The 19,157-nt window shown below is 63.8% G+C and carries 20 protein-coding genes; 4 read left to right on the forward strand and 16 right to left on the reverse strand.

Features of this window, described 5'->3' with window-relative positions; genetic code table 11:
- The first annotated feature begins 48 nt into the window (after positions 1-48).
- Entirely contained in the window at positions 49-744 is a 696-nt protein-coding gene (locus tag ACSS7Z_RS10795; protein WP_438254694.1) for an ABC transporter ATP-binding protein, read from the forward strand.
- Positions 741-2,060, forward strand: a complete 1,320-nt coding sequence (locus tag ACSS7Z_RS10800; protein WP_438254696.1) for an ABC transporter permease family protein — start codon at positions 741-743, stop codon at positions 2,058-2,060. The genes ACSS7Z_RS10795 and ACSS7Z_RS10800 overlap by 4 nt, the downstream gene beginning before the upstream one ends.
- Before the next feature lie 38 nt (positions 2,061-2,098).
- Here ACSS7Z_RS10800 and ACSS7Z_RS10805 read toward each other — a convergent pair whose 3' ends face one another.
- The 7 genes from ACSS7Z_RS10805 to ACSS7Z_RS10835 form a co-directional block, all read right to left on the reverse strand.
- Positions 2,099-3,235, reverse strand: coding sequence for a hypothetical protein (locus ACSS7Z_RS10805; protein WP_438254697.1), 1,137 nt, complete (start codon positions 3,233-3,235; stop codon positions 2,099-2,101).
- Positions 3,236-3,239: 4 nt separating this feature from the next.
- Positions 3,240-4,115, reverse strand: coding sequence for a bifunctional DNA-formamidopyrimidine glycosylase/DNA-(apurinic or apyrimidinic site) lyase (gene mutM, locus ACSS7Z_RS10810; RefSeq protein WP_438254698.1), 876 nt, complete (start codon positions 4,113-4,115; stop codon positions 3,240-3,242).
- Positions 4,108-4,800 carry a ribonuclease III gene (rnc, locus tag ACSS7Z_RS10815; protein WP_438254700.1) on the reverse strand — a complete coding sequence of 231 codons (693 nt, stop codon included), beginning with the start codon at positions 4,798-4,800 and terminating at the stop codon, positions 4,108-4,110. The genes mutM and rnc overlap by 8 nt, the downstream gene beginning before the upstream one ends.
- 17 nt (positions 4,801-4,817) lie before the next feature.
- Positions 4,818-5,027 (reverse strand): 50S ribosomal protein L32, encoded by a 210-nt coding sequence (rpmF, locus tag ACSS7Z_RS10820; RefSeq protein ID WP_438254702.1) that lies wholly within the window; start codon positions 5,025-5,027, stop codon positions 4,818-4,820.
- A 2-nt stretch (positions 5,028-5,029) separates the two neighbouring features.
- Positions 5,030-5,527, reverse strand: coding sequence for a YceD family protein (locus tag ACSS7Z_RS10825; protein ID WP_438254865.1), 498 nt, complete (start codon positions 5,525-5,527; stop codon positions 5,030-5,032).
- A 120-nt stretch (positions 5,528-5,647) separates the two neighbouring features.
- Positions 5,648-6,145, reverse strand: a complete 498-nt coding sequence (gene coaD / locus ACSS7Z_RS10830) for a pantetheine-phosphate adenylyltransferase (protein ID WP_438254703.1) — start codon at positions 6,143-6,145, stop codon at positions 5,648-5,650.
- A gap of 59 nt (positions 6,146-6,204) precedes the next feature.
- Positions 6,205-8,385, reverse strand: coding sequence for an ATP-dependent DNA helicase RecG (locus ACSS7Z_RS10835; RefSeq protein ID WP_438254705.1), 2,181 nt, complete (start codon positions 8,383-8,385; stop codon positions 6,205-6,207).
- A 44-nt stretch (positions 8,386-8,429) separates the two neighbouring features.
- Between ACSS7Z_RS10835 and rsmD the strand changes: the two genes are divergently transcribed.
- Positions 8,430-9,008 carry a 16S rRNA (guanine(966)-N(2))-methyltransferase RsmD gene (gene rsmD / locus ACSS7Z_RS10840; RefSeq protein ID WP_438254706.1) on the forward strand — a complete coding sequence of 193 codons (579 nt, stop codon included), beginning with the start codon at positions 8,430-8,432 and terminating at the stop codon, positions 9,006-9,008.
- On the opposite strand, the gene thiL is transcribed toward rsmD, so the two are convergent.
- Positions 8,978-9,970, reverse strand: a complete 993-nt coding sequence (gene thiL, locus ACSS7Z_RS10845; protein WP_438254707.1) for a thiamine-phosphate kinase — start codon at positions 9,968-9,970, stop codon at positions 8,978-8,980. The genes rsmD and thiL overlap by 31 nt on opposite strands.
- Before the next feature lie 23 nt (positions 9,971-9,993).
- On the opposite strand from thiL, the gene ACSS7Z_RS10850 reads away from it, so the two are divergent.
- Positions 9,994-10,509 (forward strand): DUF3515 family protein, encoded by a 516-nt coding sequence (locus ACSS7Z_RS10850; protein ID WP_438254709.1) that lies wholly within the window; start codon positions 9,994-9,996, stop codon positions 10,507-10,509.
- A 13-nt stretch (positions 10,510-10,522) separates the two neighbouring features.
- On the opposite strand, the gene ACSS7Z_RS10855 is transcribed toward ACSS7Z_RS10850, so the two are convergent.
- From ACSS7Z_RS10855 to ACSS7Z_RS10890, 8 genes are all read right to left on the reverse strand, one after another.
- Positions 10,523-11,611: a D-alanine--D-alanine ligase family protein gene (locus tag ACSS7Z_RS10855; protein WP_438254710.1), complete on the reverse strand. Its 1,089-nt coding sequence runs from the start codon at positions 11,609-11,611 to the stop codon at positions 10,523-10,525.
- Positions 11,517-12,650: an NAD(P)H-dependent glycerol-3-phosphate dehydrogenase gene (locus ACSS7Z_RS10860; RefSeq protein WP_438254711.1), complete on the reverse strand. Its 1,134-nt coding sequence runs from the start codon at positions 12,648-12,650 to the stop codon at positions 11,517-11,519. The genes ACSS7Z_RS10855 and ACSS7Z_RS10860 overlap by 95 nt, the downstream gene beginning before the upstream one ends.
- On the reverse strand, positions 12,640-13,395 hold the full coding sequence (locus ACSS7Z_RS10865) for a lysophospholipid acyltransferase family protein (RefSeq protein WP_438254712.1): 756 nt from the start codon (positions 13,393-13,395) through the stop codon (positions 12,640-12,642). The genes ACSS7Z_RS10860 and ACSS7Z_RS10865 overlap by 11 nt, the downstream gene beginning before the upstream one ends.
- 5 nt (positions 13,396-13,400) lie before the next feature.
- A complete protein-coding gene (gene murA / locus ACSS7Z_RS10870) occupies positions 13,401-14,768 on the reverse strand; it encodes a UDP-N-acetylglucosamine 1-carboxyvinyltransferase (protein WP_438254714.1) in 1,368 nt (455 codons plus the stop codon).
- A gap of 77 nt (positions 14,769-14,845) precedes the next feature.
- Entirely contained in the window at positions 14,846-15,466 is a 621-nt protein-coding gene (gene leuD / locus ACSS7Z_RS10875) for a 3-isopropylmalate dehydratase small subunit (RefSeq protein WP_438254715.1), read from the reverse strand.
- A 2-nt stretch (positions 15,467-15,468) separates the two neighbouring features.
- Entirely contained in the window at positions 15,469-16,938 is a 1,470-nt protein-coding gene (leuC, locus tag ACSS7Z_RS10880) for a 3-isopropylmalate dehydratase large subunit (RefSeq protein WP_438254717.1), read from the reverse strand.
- 153 nt (positions 16,939-17,091) lie between these two features.
- On the reverse strand, positions 17,092-18,108 hold the full coding sequence (locus ACSS7Z_RS10885) for a TerC family protein (protein ID WP_438254718.1): 1,017 nt from the start codon (positions 18,106-18,108) through the stop codon (positions 17,092-17,094).
- Between the two features lie 187 nt (positions 18,109-18,295).
- Positions 18,296-19,135 (reverse strand): hypothetical protein, encoded by an 840-nt coding sequence (locus tag ACSS7Z_RS10890; RefSeq protein ID WP_438254719.1) that lies wholly within the window; start codon positions 19,133-19,135, stop codon positions 18,296-18,298.
- Between the last annotated feature and the right edge of the window lie 22 nt (positions 19,136-19,157).

The raw sequence follows: 19,157 nt of genomic DNA on the forward strand, positions 1-19,157 counted from the left end.
CGACTGCAGATGGATGACCGCACGGGCACCGGCGACGAGGCTGGAGGTATGAATGATTTCGTCCTCGAAGCCTCCGGACTCACAAAGAGCTATGCGACAACCTCCGCCCTCGCCGGCGTGGACCTGCGTGTGCAGCGCGGCCAGTCGCTCGCGATCATGGGAGCGTCGGGATCCGGCAAGACGACGCTCTTGCACGTGCTTGCCGGCATCGTCACACCGGATGCCGGTGCCGTGCGCTTCATGCCCGCATCCGGCGCACCGATCGATGTGACCGGCGGGTCCGAAAGTGTACGTTCACGTCTGCGGCGCGAGCAGTTCGGTTTCGTCTTTCAGCAGGGTTTGCTGATGCCGGAGCTGACGGCCGTCGAGAACGTGGCGCTCGCGCTCATGATCAACGGCGTGAAGAAAACTGATGCCACAACCCAAGCCGCTTCGTGGCTGCACGCGCTCGGACTGGCAGGAAAAGAGGACAGCCGAATCGGCGAGCTCTCTGGCGGCCAGGCGCAGCGCGTCGCGATCGCCCGCGCTCAGGTGGCCGGCGCCGAGCTCGTTTTCGCAGATGAACCGACGGGAGCATTGGATTCACAGACCGGCGCCGAGGTGATGGATGCTCTGCTCTGGTCGACGACCGGCCAGGGCAAGACGCTGCTCGTCGTCACACATGATTCCGATGTCGCCGCGCGCTGCTCACAGACCCTGCACGTGCGTGACGGTCGTTTCGTCCAGAGCGGTGTCTCCGCATGAACGCGCGTGTCCTCGCTCTGTTACTGCGAACCTCGCCGGGAGACCGTGCCATCGTCGCCCTCCCCATCATCGCCTTCGGTGTTGTGACCGCACTCGTCCTGACGGTCATCGGCGGCGCACAGGCATTCTGGACGTGGACTGACCCTGACGCAGGGCTTTACCAAGCGCTCGCCGCAATCGCCGTCGTCCTGCTGGTTGTCCCGCTGTTCACACTCGGCGGTGCGGCAGCTCGGCTCTCGGCACGGCGCAGGGATGAGAAGCTCTCGACGCTTCGGCTCCTCGGAGTCTCCCCTGCCGGTGTCGTCGCAGCGACGGTGATCGAGTCGACGTTGTTGGCATTCGCCGGTGCCGTTGCCGGGTTGCTCGGATACTTCGTTCTGGCCCCGCTGGTGGCTCTGATTCCTTTCCGTGGCGAAGCGCTGGGGATCGAATCAGTGTTGCTGCCAGCAATCCACATCCTCGCGGTCGTCATCGGGGTCGTTCTGCTCTCCGCGGTCAGCGCCGCGATCGGCCTGCGGCGCGTCGTCATCTCGCCGCTCGGCGTGCGGATGCGCACTGACGTGCCAAAAGTTCACTGGATTCGCGCGGTGTTCGCTGTGGCAGTGATCGCGGTGGCCATCGCCCTGATCCAGGTGTTCCCCCAGGTCGCGGGACTGGCAGTCACGATTCTTGTGGTTGCTGCGCTCTTCGGCGCAGTTCTCGCCGTGCTCAACCTCGTCGGCCCCTGGGTCCTGAAGTTGCAGGCGCGCCGACGCCTGAACCGTGCCCAGCGCCCCGAGCAACTGCTTTCTGCCCGTCATGTCTTGGAGTCTCCGAAGGCAGCGTGGCGACAGGTTAGCGGCGTGGCGATGACGAGTTTCGTCGCGGTCTTCGCCGGCACGGGCGTTTCACTGATGGACACCATGAGCGGTGCTGAGGCGGATGCCAATCTCATGCTCGCCGTCGACATTCGCACCGGGCTCATCATCACGCTCGCTGCCTCGTTCCTGATGGTAGCTGTTTCCGTCGGCGTGAATCAGGCATCCAGCATCCTCGATCAGCGTGATCTGCATCGGAGTCTGCACTTTCTCGGCATGCCGTTGCGCACCGTCGATATTGCACGCCGCCAGTCGATGATGTCGCCGTTGCTGATGACGGCGATCGGATCGGCCGTGTGCGCCGCCGCAATGATGCTCCCCTTGATCGGCATCTCGATCATCGTCGCACCGTTGTCGCTGTTGACGATCGCCGCGGTTATCGCCGCCGGAATCGGACTCGTGTGGCTCGGCGCACGGGTGACAACACCGTTGTTGGCGCGGGCGTTCGCCGCGGCCTGACGGCCAGCATCGCCAGGGAGCGACCGAGCGGCCCCGCGTCAGTGGCCGTCGACGATCGACATGACCGCGGCGAACAGGAACAGCCCCGGGACCACGTACAGAAATGCGAGTATGGCGAACCAGCCGAGCGCTCCGAGCACGGCCGACCACCCCGTGCGACGATCGCTGAGCTTCAGCCGCTGACCGGCCGATCCGATCCTCGGTCTGGGCGCTGTCCACGATTGGTCGGATGCCTCAACCGCGGTTCGCGAGGCTACCAGCGCTGACAATCCATCCTGGCCAGGCACATTCTCGTCACGGTAGCGGGTCGCCGTTCGAACCAGGGGCGGCGCAGTTCCACGCAGTGCTGCATCGATCGCGAGCCAAGCGTGTGGTTTCGCGTAGTCTGCCGCTTCGGGTGCGAAGAAGACTACTGAATCGTCCACGATCTCGATGTTGAACGAACTCGCATGGTCAATGAGCGCCGCCATCACGTCGGGCGGGAGCACGAACAAGGCGTCACGCTCGTAGCGTTCCGGCGCGAAAACCTGGAAGAACCTGTCGAAGTCGCCTTCCAGCGAGAGCCGCTGTGCAGGATCCACACGCACCGGCAGCCGTTTCGAGACTCCACCTGCCGCTTCGGAACCGAGGATGAGATGCGGCATCAGCACCGGAAGCTTCACGACCAGATAGCGCCAAATGTCGCCCCCACCGCGCCCACGTCGCAGGTTGCCGAACTCGATCCCGTCTGCCACGAACCTCGGGTAGAAAAACGTCTCGTCATTGCCCACGGTGATCAGGGAGCGAAAGTGCGCACGACGTGTGGGCTGCGGCTCAAATCCGTTGGCCAGGGCTGTCAGCGTCTGCCGCCACTCCGTTATGCGGGAACGCGGTGACGGCGGCCGTTTGGACCACCGACTCAACCAAAAGGCACCGACGCACCAGAAGAGAAAAACGATGACGACGACCGCCATGTCGCGCACGTCAGCGGTTGTGATCCGATTGTCCTGGAGAGTGTCTATCCGTACCGCCAGGGTGAACCAGGCTAAGCAGAGATACCACAGCATCAGGCAGCGGTTCACGTGAACAAGCATCTGGCGCACCGTGGGCACCCAGCTCGGTCGGCCCTCCCTGCGAAGCCGAGCCATCGCCGCGGCGACATCAGCCTCCGGGGCGTTCAGCCACTGCAGATTCATGCCCTCATCCACCGACTCTGCGACGTCGCTGGCAGCGCGGGCAATAGTGACTTGAGCGGTTCATGAACGCCGCACGCCGGATCTCGCCACCACAGCGCGGGCACGACTGGCCCCCGCGACCGTAGGCATTCAGCGAATGCGCGAAGTAGCCAGCCTCGCCGTTGACATTCACGTACTGTGCGTCGAAGCTCGTGCCGCCCTCTGCCAGCGCCTTATGCAGCACCAGTCGGGCCTCGTTCAACAGGCGGCGGACAGCCTGCGCCGAAAGAGCGCGCCCGTCGGTTTCCGGATGGATGCGCGCCGCCCAGAGCGACTCATCGGCGTAGATGTTGCCAATCCCACTGATGACGGTCTGGTCGAGCAGAATGCGCTTGATTGCGCTGGATCGGCGCCGCACTGCGGCGATGAACGCGGCGCCATCGAACTCAGCATCCAAGGGGTCACGAGCGATGTGCTGCACCTGCATGGGCACCGAATCGGAGCCGTCGAGCACAAGAGCGTCCACGGCGAGAGAGCCGAAGGTACGTTGGTCGGCGAAGACGACGGCCAGTCTTCCGTGCGAGGGATGCTCGACACCGATCCGGATCCGTTCGTGGCGCTCGGCTGGAGCATTCGGAACCCGAAGCAGCATCTGACCGCTCATCCCCAGGTGCGCCGTCAGCGCGTATCCCGGATCTGCCAGCGGCAACCACAGAAATTTGCCACGGCGCGATGCCGCAGTGATCGATACGCCTTCCAAGCGGTCGACGAAATCGACGACACCGGCCGTATGGCGGGTCAGCGCACGCTCGTCGAAGACCTCAACACTGGTGATCGTTGCGCCGATAACGGCGGGGGCGAGGCCTGCGCGGACAACCTCGACCTCAGGAAGTTCAGGCACTCTTGCTGAGGGAGCGCCAAGCGCTGAGGGCAGCCGCCATCTCAGCGGTCTTCTTGCTGGTGCCCTCGCCTGTCATGGCAACTGCACCGACGAGAACCGTCGCGGTGAAGCGCCGATCGTGGTCGGGACCACTTGAGGTGATCGTGTACTGCGGCGGCGTGGAGCCGATGCGAGCAGCCAGTTCCTGCAGGCTCGTCTTCGGATCCATTGCAGCGCCGTAGCGCTCCGGATCGGCGAGCAACGGCTCGGTCAACCGAAGAATAAGCTCGGTTGCCGTTTCCGGGCCCGCCCACAGATAGGTGGCGCCGAAAACAGCTTCCATGGTGTCGGCAAGGATCGAGTCCTTGTCACGGCCACCAGTCTGCTCTTCACCGCGTCCCAGCAGCAGGTGCTGCCCCAATCCGATGCCACGAGCGACCTCAGCCAGCGCAACCGTCGAGACGACGCTCGCACGCCGCTTGGCAAGCTGGCCCTCATCAATATCGGGATGGGTGGTGAACAGCATCACTGTCACCGCCTGTCCCAACACGGAATCGCCGAGGAACTCGAGACGCTCGTTGTGCGGAATGCCACCGTGCTCATACGCGTACGAGCGGTGCGTCAACGCCAACGCAAGCAGCTCAGGGTCGATATCGACCCTGAGCTTCTTTGCGAGAGCTGCAGTCCCGCCGGGGACCTCCGCCACGATCGTGAGACCGCGACTCAGACGTCTGCGACCTTGCGGCCCTTGTACTCCATGAACAGCTCCGTGCCCTGCGAGTCGGTGACGACCTTCGCCTGGTGCGGGCGGCTGTAAACGACCTTGCCGTTCTCGATGGTCTTGACGAGGGCCGGGGCCTCCGCCTTCCACTGCGCGCGACGCGAGCGGGTGTTCGAACGGGAAACCTTGCGCTTCGGGGGGTTACCTGCCATGGCTAACTCTCTTCTGTGTTCTCAGGAGCACGACTGTCTGCCGCGCTCCCCTGGTCTGTGATCTTTTGGAGCACACTCCACCGAGGATCGATGGGAGTGTCACTCTCCGCCCCGGCGCTTCCGGTCAGCTTCTCACCCGTGTTCGGGTCGAGCCCCGGGCAATCCGGCTGACACACCGGCTGAAATGGAAGAGCCAAAACGGCCGCTTCCCTGACTAGCGTTTCAAGATCCACGTGGTCGTCTTGAACCTCGAAGTCAGTTTCTTCTTCACCAGGATACGCGAAAAGCTCCTGGAACTCGACTTCGACAGGCTCAGTGATGTCAATGAGGCATCTTCCGCAGACGCCGGTGTACTCAGCGTCGACGCTTCCGGTTACCAGAATGCCTTCGTGCACTGACTCCAGGCGCACCTCGATGTCGAGCTCGGTACCGGCTTCGAACGAGACGATGCCCTCACCCCACTGCTCTTTCAGAGCAAAGGAGAACTGATGCTCCCGCATCTCCCCTGGTCGTCGGACGATGTCTCGGACCGGCACCACGAATGGGCCGTTGAATCGGGTCTTCACACTTTCATGTTACCGGCGGATGCCGGGAACGGCACTGTTACCCGCGCGGACAGGTCACAGTCCGCGTGCGCCGGTGTCGAGGAACGCAGCGACCGCCCGCGGCACGAACGGTGCCACATCTCCACCGAGTGCCGCGACCTGGCGCACGAGGGAACTCGAAACCATCGCGTGCGAGGGATCGGGCAGCAGGAAGACTGTTTCGATGTCAGCGAGGTGTCGGTTCACGATGGCCATGGGAGATTCGTAGGCGACGTCTATCTGTGAGCGGATGCCCTTGACCAGCACGCCCGCATTGACGTTTCGGGCGTAGTCGACCAGGAGACCCATGCTCCAGGAATCCACCACGATGTTGCCTCCCATCCCCTCTTCGGCGATGGACTGCTCAAGCAGCGACATTCGCTGTGAAAGCGGCAGCATCGCCTGCTTGCCGGGGTTGTGCACCACCAGCACGTGCAGCTCGTCATAGAGCTTCGCTGCTCGTCTGATCACATCAAGATGACCAAGCGTGGGTGGGTCAAAAGAACCTGGGACAACGGCGATCCGGCTGCTCACTTCGACTCCTTCGAACGCTCAGTACGTCGCATGAGGTCAGCCTATTGCACGTTGCCGATCTAGTTCTTCGCCAGAGCCGCCCGATCGTCCTCCGTCACGCGCTGCGCGATGACCTCCCGCAGTCCTGTGTGAGATGCGAGCTGCGGGTCTGTTTCGAGGATCTGCTCGGCGAGATCTCTGGCCCTGGCAATCAGCTGGGAATCTTTGACCACGCGCAGCAGGCGCAACGACGAGCGCACGCCGGACTGCGTAGAACCGAGTACATCGCCCTCTCCGCGCAGCTCGAGGTCGACTTCAGCCAGGGCGAAGCCATCGAGGGTCGCAGCTACGGCTTCAACCCGCTCGCGGGCCAGCGACCCGGCTTCGGCCTCGGTCACCAGCAGGCACAATCCCGGTACCTCGCCACGGCCGACCCGTCCGCGAAGCTGGTGCAATTGTGAGACTCCGAAACGGTCAGCATCCAACACGATCATCGTGGAGGCGTTCGGAACGTCGACACCGACCTCGATCACCGTCGTCGCGATCAGAACATCGATCTCGCCACGGGCGAACGCCTGCATCACGGCATCCTTCTGATCGGCAGGCATCTTGCCGTGCAGAACCGCGCGCCTGAGTTGTCCGACCGTTGGGTGGGTCGCCAGCGCCTCGTCCAACTGCACAACTCCCCAGCGCGGCCCCGTGGCGCCTTCTTCGGTGGGGACGAGCGCGGCCGCGTCCTCTTCGCCGCTGCTCTTCTTGGTCGTATCGATCGCCGCGCACACGGCGAATACCTGCCGTCCTTGTGCGACCTCTTCAGCCGCCCGATCCCAGACCCGACGGAACCAGTCAGGATGCTCCGCCAACGGGGCGACGAATGTCTCGATCCCGGCGCGCCCGGCAGGCATGGTCCGGATCACCGAGGTGTCCAGATCACCGAAAACAGTCATCGCGACGGTGCGAGGAATAGGCGTGGCGGTGAGCACGAGGGCGTGCGGGCTCGATCCTTTGGCTCGCAGTGCTTCGCGCTGTTCGACGCCGAAACGGTGCTGCTCATCGACGACGACGAGTCCCAGATCAGCGAAGGTGGTCTTATCCCCCAGCAGAGCGTGAGTTCCGACCACGATCAGCGACTGCCCGGACGCAACGCGCAGCGCGGCTTTCCGGCGCTCCGGTGCTGACATCTGCCCCGTCAGGAGCGTCGGCATGACCTCGGGTGCCAGGTGTGGCCCCAGCATCCGTGTTATCGATCTCAGATGCTGGGAAGCCAGCACTTCGGTGGGCGCGATCAGCGCCGCCTGGCCACCGGTCTCGGCAACCTGCAGCATCGCCCGCAGCGCGACCAGGGTCTTACCCGAGCCGACCTCTCCTTGGACGAGCCGATTCATCGGCCAGCTGCCGGTGAGATCTGCCGCGATCTGCTCGCCGACAGTCTGCTGATCGGGTGTGAGCGTATACGGCAGCGCCGCATCGAATCGCTCGAGCAATCCGCCGGGTGTCGCATCCCGGCTCGTCGCGCTCAGCTCGCGAACGGCAGCCCGCTGCTGCAGCAGCGCTGTTTGCAGCACGAGAGCCTCGTGCATACGCACTGTGCGCACCGCCGGGTCGACTTCGTTGAGATTCTGCGGACGATGCAGTTGCACCAGCGCTGTGCGGGCGTCAAGCAGTTGCTCGCGCCGTCGCACTTCATCCGTGAGCGGGTCAGGAACCTCGCCGAGCTTTGGCAGCACCGCCTCCACGAGTTCACGAAACTGTCCGCTTGAGACAGCAGAGGTTGCCGGATAGATCGGGATCGGTCGATGCGCTCTGTCGTCAGCACGTGCCTGCGCGCTCTCGTCGTCGTCGAAGAGTTCATATTGCGGGTGCGCGAACTGGGTGACGTCGTTGTACGTTCCGACTTTGCCGGAGAACACCCCACGACGCCCGCGACGCATCTCGCCTGCCCGCCACTCCGCCTGTTTCAGATTCTTGGCGAAGAACGTCAACGACACGCGACCATTACCATCCCCGATGATCACATCGGTCATTGCCCCGGGGCGGTTTCGCATGCCACGTGCCGTCGCGGAAAGCACCTCTGCAACGATCGTCACCGTCTCACCCACGGGCAGGTCAAGGATCGGAGTGAGCTCTGCGGGATCGGCGTAGCGGCGTGGATAGTGACCGAGGAGATCCCCCACCGTGGTCATTGCGAAGGCACGCTCGATCTTCTTCGCGGCGGCCGGACCGATGGCGTCGGACAGACTCGAGGTGAGAGAGAAGACCATGTCTGAAGTCTAGAGAACGCCCCGGACAGCCATAGGCTGAACGGGTGACAAGAATTATCGCCGGCGCCGCGCGCGGCCTTCGCCTCGAGGTGCCGGGAAAGGGCACTCGCCCCACCAGCGACCGCGTGCGTGAATCGCTGTTCGGTGCGCTCGAGTCAGCGGACGCCATCGCCGGTGCCCGCGTGCTCGATCTCTATGCCGGTTCCGGAGCACTCGCGCTGGAGTCGCTGAGTCGCGGTGCCGTGAGTGCAGAGCTGGTCGAGCGGTCGCGCTCTGCGGCATCCATTGTCCGCCGCAATATCGCGACGGTGAGCAAGGCCGTCACCGGCACCGTCGCGCATGTTCACGAAACTGCTGTGCTGGCGTTCTTGTCTCGGGCCGCCGGCGCCTATGACCTGGTCTTCATCGACCCGCCTTACGATCTCGACGATGCGGCGATGACCGCCGATCTCATCGCACTTTCGCCGTTGCTGTCGCAAGATGCTGTTGTCGTCATCGAGCGTGCACGACGGGCGACAGCGCCTGATGTCGCAGCCGCCGGGCTCGAAGTCTTCCGTGAGAAGGCCTACGGTGACACCGCGCTGTGGTGGGCTCAGCCCGTCGTCGAGTCCCAGTCACGGTAGGGATCCCAGCCACTAACGTCCACCGGCTCTCCGTCGCACAGCACGCCCTCGTCCACGCGCTCGCGCACGGAACCGATGATCCGAAACCCGGGCGGCAGCACGCCCGGCGGGAACGTTGCCAGCAGTGCGTGATCCTCGCCGCCCGCCAGTGCCAGCAGCGCATCCTCGCCCAGCGCAGAACGCACCAGATCGAGTGTGACATCGGATGCCGCGGCAAGCCGCCGTGCATCCAGCGCAAGCCCATCAGAGATGTCCATCATCGCGGTCGCACCGGCGACGGATGCCATGACGCCCAGCCCGATCGGCGGTGCCGGGCGCAGCTGGGCATCCAACGCGGACCGCTCCCCTGCCGCCAGCTGGGACGTGACCACGGCAATCGGTGTGCCCTGATCGCGGAACTTCCCGAACAGCACCGCGAGTCCGCGGGCAGCATGCCCCAGCTCGCCGGCTACGGCGACGACGTCCCCGACGCGTGCGCCCCCTCGTGTGACAGCATCCCGCCCCTCCAGATCGCCGAGCGCCGTGACGGCGACGGTCAGCACATCAGAGACCGTCAGATCGCCGCCGACCACCGCGCACCCCGGCGCAAGGGCCTCACAGGCTGCGCGCAGCCCGTCCGCCAGCTGCTCCACGAACGACACACGCATATCGCGCGGAACGGCCAGCGCGACCAGCAGCGCGGTCGGCCGAGCACCCATCGCGGCGATGTCCGCAAGGTTGACGGCGGCTGATTTCCAGCCCAGGTCGTAACCGCTGGACCAGGCCAACCGAAAGTCGGGACCGTGTACGAGCGTGTCCGTTGTCGCCACCACTGTTCCCGACGCTGCCGCGATGACAGCCGCGTCATCACCGGGTCCGATGATCGCGGCGGCCGCGCGCGGGGTGCGGGCCAGAATGGCACGCAGAACCGTGCCTTCGGAAACATCGCCCAGGCGCGGGTCATCAGCTGAGTCGGAAGGCATGCTGTCAAAGGTAGCCTGGAATCATGTCTCGTCGTTTTGCCGCCGTCGCCTCCGTTGTGCTGGGAGCGGCGCTCTTGAGCGGATGCTCGACGACCGTGCACCTGGAGCCGGCCGCGGACTCGAATAATCCGCTCTGCGCTGAGGTATCGGTTGGTTTGAACAACGCCCGCAGCGTTGCCGATCTCGACCGCCGATGGACCGATGCTCAGGCCACTGCGGCCTGGGGCGCGCCGGGTGAGGATTCGGCCGTGCTCTTGCGCTGCGGGGTGACCGTTCCCGCGCCCACGAGCGAATTGCAGTGCGTCACGCTGGAAGGTGTCGACTGGCTCGTCGACTCCTCAGCTACCCCGTTCTTGACTCTGACCACCTACGGGCGCGACCCCGCCGTGCAGCTCTACGTCAACACCGGTGCCGTCAGCTCCAATGACGTGATCAGCTCACGTTCGCTGGTCGGCGCAATCACCGCTATCCCCGCCGTCGGCAAATGCACGACACCTGACGAACTGGACGAAGACACCCAGCAACTGCTGGACGGCTGAAGCGCCGCGCGCGTCAGCGCTCCAGTCCGAGCTCAACGAGCTCGGTGATCAGATCGCGGTAGCTGAGGCCGGAGGCGATCCAGCACTTCGGGAACATCGAGATCGGCGTGAAACCGGGCATCGTGTTCAGCTCGTTGACGATCAACTCTCCGCTGGGCGTCACGAAGAAGTCCACCCGTGCCAGGCCCTGTCCATCCACGGCTTCGAACGCACGAACAGCCGTTGCCTGCAGACGTGCGATGAGCTCGTCGTCAACATCCGCCGGACAGACGATTTCCACGCCATCACCGCCGAGGTACTTGCCTTCAAAGTCGTAGAAGCTCCGCGAGGTCAGGACCACCTCGCCCGGAAGCGAGGCGCGCGCCGATGCGCCGTCGCGTCCGGCGAGAACTCCGACCTCGATCTCACGACCTTCAACCTTGGACTCCACGAGAACCTTGTCGTCTTCGTCGAATGCAATGCGCATCGCCTCGTCCAGGCCCTCACCGTCGACAACGCAGGAAACGCCGACGCTGGATCCGGCGGTGGCCGGTTTGACGAACACGATGCCCCCGAGCGCGGCGATCTCGCTGCGGACGCGATCGGGATCGCTCTCCCACTGCGTGCGACGAATCGTCAGCCCGGGTGCGACGGCAATACCGGCCGATGCCAGGGCGAGTTTCGTGAAGTGCTTGTCCAGGCAGATGGCGGAATCCAAGATGCCGCATCCTGCATAGGGCACCCCGATCACGTCGAAGAAGCCCTGTATAGCACCGTCCTCGCCGTGCAACCCGTGCAGCAGCGGAAGCACAACATCGATCTCGCCATAATTGGTGACGGATCCATCGGTCTGTGCCACACGCAGTGTGCGGTCGCCTTCTGGCTGTGGCCACAGCACGCGAGTACCGTTATCGATCACCTCGGGCAGATGCGCGGCATCCAGGGCGAACTTCGCTGCGTCATCGGCTTCGAGCACAAAGGCTCCCGCACGTGTGATCCCCACGGGGATGACCTCGTAGCGGTCGCGATCAATCGCCTGCAGCACTCCGCCCGCCGTTGCGGAACTGATGGAATGCTCGCTGGAACGCCCGCCGAAGAGCACCACCACCGTCTGCTTGTCCATGATTGGTTCTCTCCTCCTGGGGAGTGTCGTCTTCAGTCGTCAGGTGCGGTGCGATATCGCGGGGGTTCATCTTCCCGTCGAGCACCATCTTCACCTGTTCGACGATGGGCATGTACACGTCAGACTCGTGTGCGAGTTTGAGAATCGGGGCGACGGATGCCAGACCCTCTGCGGTCTGGTTCATCTGCTTGACGACGTCCTGGAACCCGTATCCCTGACCCAGCAGCCGTCCGGCGGTGTTGTTGCGGCTCAACGGCGACTGGCAGGTGGCGATAAGGTCGCCCAGGCCGGCGAGGCCCTGCAATGTCTCCGGCTGCGCACCGTTAGCTACGGCGAAGTCCGTCATCTCCACGAGACCGCGGGTGATGATCGAGGCCTTCGTGTTCTCGCCGTATCCGACTCCATCGACGATGCCGATGGCAACGGCGATGAGGTTCTTGAGCACTCCGCCGAACTCCGTGCCGATGACGTCGGTGTTCACGAAAGTGCGGAAATACGAGTTGCGCGCGGCACGGGCGACGGTTTCCGCAGTCTCTTGGCTGAGCGAGGCGATCACCGCTGCCGTCGGCTGTTCCCGGGCTATCTCGAGAGCGAGGTTCGGCCCGGATGCGACGGCGATGCGAAGCGGGTCGCAGGCGAGCTCCTGCTCGATGACCTGACTCATACGCAGGCCGCTGGAGCGTTCGACGCCTTTCATCAGGCTGATGAGCGGCGCATCCGAGTTCGTCAGAAGTGGTCGGAGGGCCTTGAGATTCTCACGCAGCGATTGACTGGGCACCGAGAGGTACACCTGCTCGGCGCCCTCCACCGCTGCGGCCAGTTCGTGAGTGGCGGTGATCGTGCGGGGCAGGTTGATTCCGGGGAGATACTTCGAGTTGCGCTTGCCCTCGGCGATCTCGAGAGCCTGCTCCGGCCGCCGCGCCCACATTGTTACTTGGGCTCCGCCGTCGGCGAGGATCTTGCCGAAAGTCGTACCCCAGCTGCCCGCGCCGATGACTGTTACCCGGGGACCGTCTGAGGTCTGATTCTTACGAGTCAAGGCGTCCCGTCTCCTTCTGACCGTGATCGGCAGGGTTCCACCGTTTCTCGGGTGCCTTCTCGTCTCGCAGTTCTTCCAGCAGCGCCGTGATCGCGTTCATCACCCGGTTGGTGGCCTCGGTGAGAACCGCCGACTCGCTGGCGTGCGCCTTCAAGTCAGACAGATCGACGGGATCGCCAATCAGCACCTGCACTCGCTTGCGCGGTGGCCACAGACTCAGGCCCTTCTGATACCTGCCCATGATCTTGTGGGTGCCCCACTGCGCCATCGGGATCACCGGAAGGTCGCCTGCCAATGCCAGCCGCACCGCTCCGGACTTGCCGCGCATCGGCCACATATCCGGGTCGCGAGTCAGTGTGCCTTCGGGGTAGACGATGACACCGCGATCGTTCTCGACGAGAGCCTTCGACTGCGCGATCGTCTCTCTCGCGGCTTTGGCCGAGGCAGAGCGCGACACCGGAACCATTCCGGTTTTACGCAGCGCCCACCCGACCACAGGAATCCGGAACAGGCTCTCTTTCGCCATGAAGCGCGGCGCACGCCCGAGACGCCAGACAGCAACAGCGACGATGAGCGGATCGAACTCCGAGTAATGGTTGGGAGCCAGGACGAAGGCACCCTTCTGAGGAAGTTTCTCTTTGCCGCGAATCTCGATCTTCGCGAGAAAACCAACGATGGGCACCACGAGGCCCGCGAGCGGCCAAAAGAGGCTCGGGCGGGACTTCTCAGATGAGCGAGAGCCCATCAGCGTCACCGAACGACGTCGAAGTCGGCGCCAAGCACATCGAGCTTAGCGAGGAAGTTCTCGTATCCGCGGCTGAGGATGTCAACACCCGACACCTGGGACTCCCCCTGCGCGGTGAGCGCTGCGATCACATGGCTGTAGCCGCCACGGAGGTCAGGCACCACGATGTCTGCGCCGTGCAGCGGTGTGGGACCGGTGATGACCGCTGCCTGCTCCAGTTCGCGGCGCGGAACGCGTCGCGGTCCATCCTGCAGTCCGTGCGGGTGGACGACGATATCGGCGCCCATTTTCACGAGGGCCTGTGTGAAGCCCATCCGGTTCTCATAGACCGTCTCGTGCACGATGGAACGGCCGTTCGCCTGCGTGAGCGCGACTACTAGCGGCTGCTGCCAGTCAGTCATGAAGCCCGGGTGCACGTCGGTCTCCACCACGACAGGACGGATCTCGCCATCGCGTCGGAACAGGATGCCGTCCTCCTGGATGTCGAACCATCCGCCGGCCTTGCGGAAGACGTTGAGGAAGGTCAGCATTTCTGGCTGCTTCGCACCGCCGACGAAGATCTCCCCGTCGGTGGCAAGAGCTGCCGAAGCCCAGGAAGCAGCCTCATTGCGATCGAAGATCGAGCGGTGATCGTATCCGCGAAGCTTTTCGACCCCCTCGATGAAGATGACACGGTTCGGCTCGTACGAGATGATCGCGCCCATCTTCTGAAGCAGCGCGATGAGATCCATGATCTCCGGCTCGATGGCGGCGTTGCGCAGTTCGGTGACGCCTTCGGCGCGCACTGCTGTGAGCAGCACCTGTTCGGTGGCGCCGACGCTCGGGTACGGGAGGTGGATGTTCGCACCGTGCAGACGCCCGCCCTGCGTCGATAACCGGATGCCGCTGGGAAGCTTCTCAACGACCGCGCCGAACTTACGGAGTGCATCAAGGTGGAAGTCGATCGGGCGGTCGCCGATACGGCATCCGCCCAGGTCAGGGATGAATGCCTGACCGAGCCGATGAAGAAGTGGTCCGCAGAACAGGATCGGGATGCGGGAGGCACCGGCGTGTGCGTCGATTTCTTCCATGTGAGCAGATTCGACGTCGCTCGGGTCCAGACGCAGCGAACCTGCTTCGTCACCCTCGGTGACCCGCACACCGTGAACCTCGAGGAGCGAGCGCACAACGGCAACATCACTGAGGTTGGGCACGTCCCGAAGAACACTGGCGTCTTCTCCGAGGAGAGCGGCAACCATGGCTTTCGTCGCGAGGTTCTTCGCGCCTGTTACATCGACACGACCCCGGAGCGGTCGGCCGCCTCGAATCGCCAGTACGTCTCCGGTCAAAGCAGGAACTCCATCCTGAAGTTCAGCGCGCACGGTTGTGGTCATTCGAGGGCCTCACTTCACATTCACGGTCGCGGCTCAGCCGCTGGAGCGGATGCCCCAGGCTCACGGTGTGCTCCGTGTCAGCGGACAGGGAGCGTACGTGGCCGCCACGACTCGCGGCGGGCCTCGAACTGCGTGATCTTGTCTTCATTGCGCAGCGTGAGCCCGATGTCATCGAGCCCTTCGAGGAGCCGCCATCTAGTGTAATCGTCGATTCCGATCTCGACCTGGAAAGCCGCGTCTGAGGTTTCAGCCGGGTCACCGACCGTCGCCGTGCGTGCCTCAAGATCAACCGTGATCGACATGCCGGGGTTCGCATCGATCGCTGCCCAGATGCGCTCGAGGTCTTCTTCGGAGATCGTTGCTGCGAGCAGCCCCTGCTTGCCCGAGTTGCCGCGGAAGATGTCTGCGAAGCGCGGGCTGAGCACAACGGCAAAACCGAAGTCGCGAAGCGCCCAGACGGCATGCTCACGGCTCGAGCCGGTGCCGAAGTCAGGACCGGCGACGAGCACGGACGCTCCGTGGAACGCCGGCTGATTGAGTACGAACTCCGGGTCCTGACGCCAGGCGTGGAACAACGCGTCCTCGAAACCGGTCTTGGTCACGCGCTTGAGGAACACCGCGGGGATGATCTGGTCCGTGTCGACATTCGAACGCTTCAGCGGTGCGGCGATCCCGGTGTGAGTGGTGAACTTTTCCATGATCAGACTCCCGCTTCGACAGACTCGGCGACCGGCGAATCCAACAGATCGCTCGGGCTGGACAGTGTGCCACGAACCGCAGTGGCTGCTGCCACCAGCGGAGACACGAGGTGGGTGCGGCCGCCCTTGCCCTGCCGACCTTCGAAGTTTCGGTTCGAGGTGGAAGCGCAACGCTCGCCGGGGGCGAGCTGATCAGGGTTCATTCCCAAACACATCGAGCAACCGGCGAAACGCCATTCCGCACCGAAGTCCTTGACGATCTGGTCGATCCCCTCGGCCTCGGCTTCCAAGCGGACGCGCGCGGAGCCGGGGACGACCATGACGCGCACGCCGTCTGCCTTTTTACGACCGTTGATCACTGACGCAAACGCGCGGAGGTCTTCGATACGACTGTTCGTGCAGGAGCCCATGAACACGGCGTCTACCGGCACCTCCTTCAACGGCGTCCCGGGAATGAGGTCCATATATTCCAGAGCGCGCTGCGCAGCCACGCGCTCGTTGGGGTCTGACATCTCTGCAGGATTCGGCACGGTCGCAGAAAGTGAGCTGCCCTGGCCAGGGTTGGTGCCCCAGGTCACGAACGGCTCGAGTTCATTCGCATCGAGGACGACCTCGGCGTCAAAGGTCGCGCCGTCATCGGTGGGCAGCGTACGCCAGTAGGCGACGGCATCCTCCCAGTCCTGCCCTTCGGGAGCGTGCGCACGACCCTGCAGATAGGCGAATGTGGTTTCGTCCGGGGCGACCATGCCGGCGCGGGCGCCCGCTTCGATCGACATGTTGCAGATCGTCATGCGCCCCTCCATGGAGAGCGCGCGAATCGCACTGCCACGGAACTCGAGCACGTAGCCCTGGCCACCGCCGGTGCCGATCTTGGCGATCACGGCGAGAATGATGTCCTTCGCGCTGACACCGGGCTTGAGCTCGCCGTCAACGGTGATCGCCATCGTTTTGAAGGGCTTCAGCGGCAAAGTCTGAGTCGCCATGACGTGCTCGACTTCGCTCGTTCCGATGCCGAAGGCCATGGCTCCGAATGCGCCGTGCGTGGATGTGTGCGAGTCACCGCAGACCACGGTGATACCCGGCATGGTCAGACCCAGCTGCGGTCCGACGACGTGCACGATGCCCTGCTCTGCATCGCCGAGCGAGTGCAGGCGCACACCGAACTCTGCGGCGTTGCGGCGCAGTGTCTCGATCTGGGTGCGGCTGGTGAGATCGGCAATGGGCTTGTCGATCTCGAGCGTCGGAGTGTTGTGATCCTCGGTCGCGATCGTGAGGTCGACACGGCGCAGCGGTCGGCCCTCTGAACGCAGACCATCGAAGGCCTGCGGGCTCGTCACCTCGTGCACGAGGTGCAGGTCGATGTAGATGAGGTCGGGTTCGCCATTGTTGCCCTTGACGACGAGGTGGTCATCCCAGACCTTCTCGGCGAGTGTGCGTGGGCCGCTCGAATGAGCAGTATCAGCTGAGGTCATGTTGATATCTCCAGAAGTCGGTGGTTCGGCCGCGCTGAACTCCGCGACGAGGAGGCCTAGTTCGAGGTCTCGTCGCGGCCGCTAAGAAGAAGAACCACCCGCCGCATGCCGGTCAGTTTACACCGGTGCGACGGGTGGTCGGGACCATGACGATCAGTGTGTGGGCGGCTCGGGATGCAGCTGCTCAGGCGCCCGGCGTCGGTCATTTGCCGAGGCGATAAGGCTGGCAACGGTGGCAATACCCATCGCGCCGACAATCACGGTCAGCGACAGCCAGATCGGAATGTCCGGTGCCCACTCGATGTGCTGTCCGCCGTTGACGAACGGCAGCTCGTTGACGTGCATGGCATGCAGGATCAGCTTGACCCCGATGAACCCCAGGATGACCGCGATGCCGTAGTGCAGGTACCGCAGACGATCGAGCAGATCGCCGAGCAGGAAGTAGAGCTGACGCAGACCCATCAGAGCGAAGATGTTCGCGGTGAACACGAGGAACGTGTTCTGCGTGATGCTGAAGATGGCGGGAATCGAATCAATCGCGAACATCAGATCAGTGACACCGATCGCCACGAACACGATGATCATCGGAGTCCACATGCGCTTGCCGCCGACGACCGTGCGCAGCTTGGCCTCGTCGTACTCATCGCTGATGTCGATGCGACGACGGAGCAGACGAACGATGAAGTTCTCGCGCTTGGCTTCGCCTTCGTGGTCTCCCTCCGGCATGGCCTGGCGGATTGCTGTCCAGATCAGGAAGGCTCCGAAGATATAGAAGATCGGAGAGAAGTTCTCGATGATCGCGACGCCGGCGACGATGAAGATACCGCGCAGGACGATGGCGATAAGGATTCCGACCATCAGCACCTGCTGCTGCAGGCGCCTCGGGACCGAGAACTGCGCCATGATCAGCACGAACACGAAGAGGTTGTCGATCGACAGGCTGTACTCCAGTGCCCAGCCGGTGAGGAACTCGCTAGCGAACTGACCGCCGGCGATGAAGTAGAGCAGAACGGCGAAGATCAGCGCGAGGCCGACGTAGAAGGCGACCCACAGGCTGGATTCCTTTGTCGAGGGGATGTGCGGTCGCAGGCGCACCAGAAGCAGGTCGCCGATGAGGACGACGACCAGAACCGCCAATGCGGTGATCTCAAACCAGACAGGGATGTTCAAAAGTGCTCAGCACCTTTCGCGAGGGTCGATTAAGTGCCGAAAGTCTCTCCCCCGCACTGAGTACGTCGCGCGCCCGGAGCAACTTTGATGGTGCTCGTGATGACGATACGCGCGGACTGGGATACTCCCTCTCGCCTCAGCAATGCTACCTGAGGCACGCCCGCACCGGGAACGCTGCGCAGACCCCTCAGCTCGGTGGGATATCCCCAAACGTCCCACCTGTGTACGTCACACCATCGGGCCCGATCGAACCGAGCACGAACTCCACCGGGTACCCATCAACGTCTGCGCCGGCCAGGTGCGGCTGACGCAGACGAGCATCGATGTCATGTACCTGTTCCGGTGTCAGGCGCGCGACATATAGCGTCGGGTACTGCGGCCCAGCCGTAGGCGCTTCCAAGAGGACCTCAGCGGCGGGGTAGCTGCGTGCCAGATCGATGACTTCAAGGATTGCGACGTCGGCGGTGCGGCTGGGAACGTGAACGATCCTGAGCCTCTCCTCGAGCGCGAACAACGTGTACGTGCCACCATGCTCGAACAGGGGTGTGGAAGACACCGACATGAACACGTCATCGAACTGCTCAAGGTCTGAAACGCGCACATAGGGCCAACCGTCGGCGACGCCGATCCCCCGCACCCCGGGCACATCGGCCACGGCAAGCATCCCGGTCAGATCGGATTCGACCGCCGTTTCTTCTGCCGGGTACACGGTCAGCTTCCATAGCGCGGGGGCCTCAACCTCGGGGTCCAGTTGGCGAGCATCCGCGGTCTCCCGCTGGAGGGTGACACCGGCGGTCAGATTCTCGGATGCACCTGCCGAATGCAGACGGCGCGCGAAGGCGAGGGTTTCCTGCTCGTCTGCGTCATCCCCGATCGTCACCGAGAGCCAGCCGTCGCCTCCTTCGCATGCGACGACGATGTCCTCCGCGCAGAGATTCGCACTGGCATCCTCAGACCATGTGCACCCGGTGAGCGCAAGGGCAAAGACACAGGTTGCTCCGGCCGCGACACGTCGAAGCATCCTCATATCTGCCAGTGTGCACCATGAC

This window comes from Microbacterium wangyouchuni (genome assembly GCF_051546305.1).
Lineage (GTDB): Bacteria > Actinomycetota > Actinomycetes > Actinomycetales > Microbacteriaceae > Microbacterium.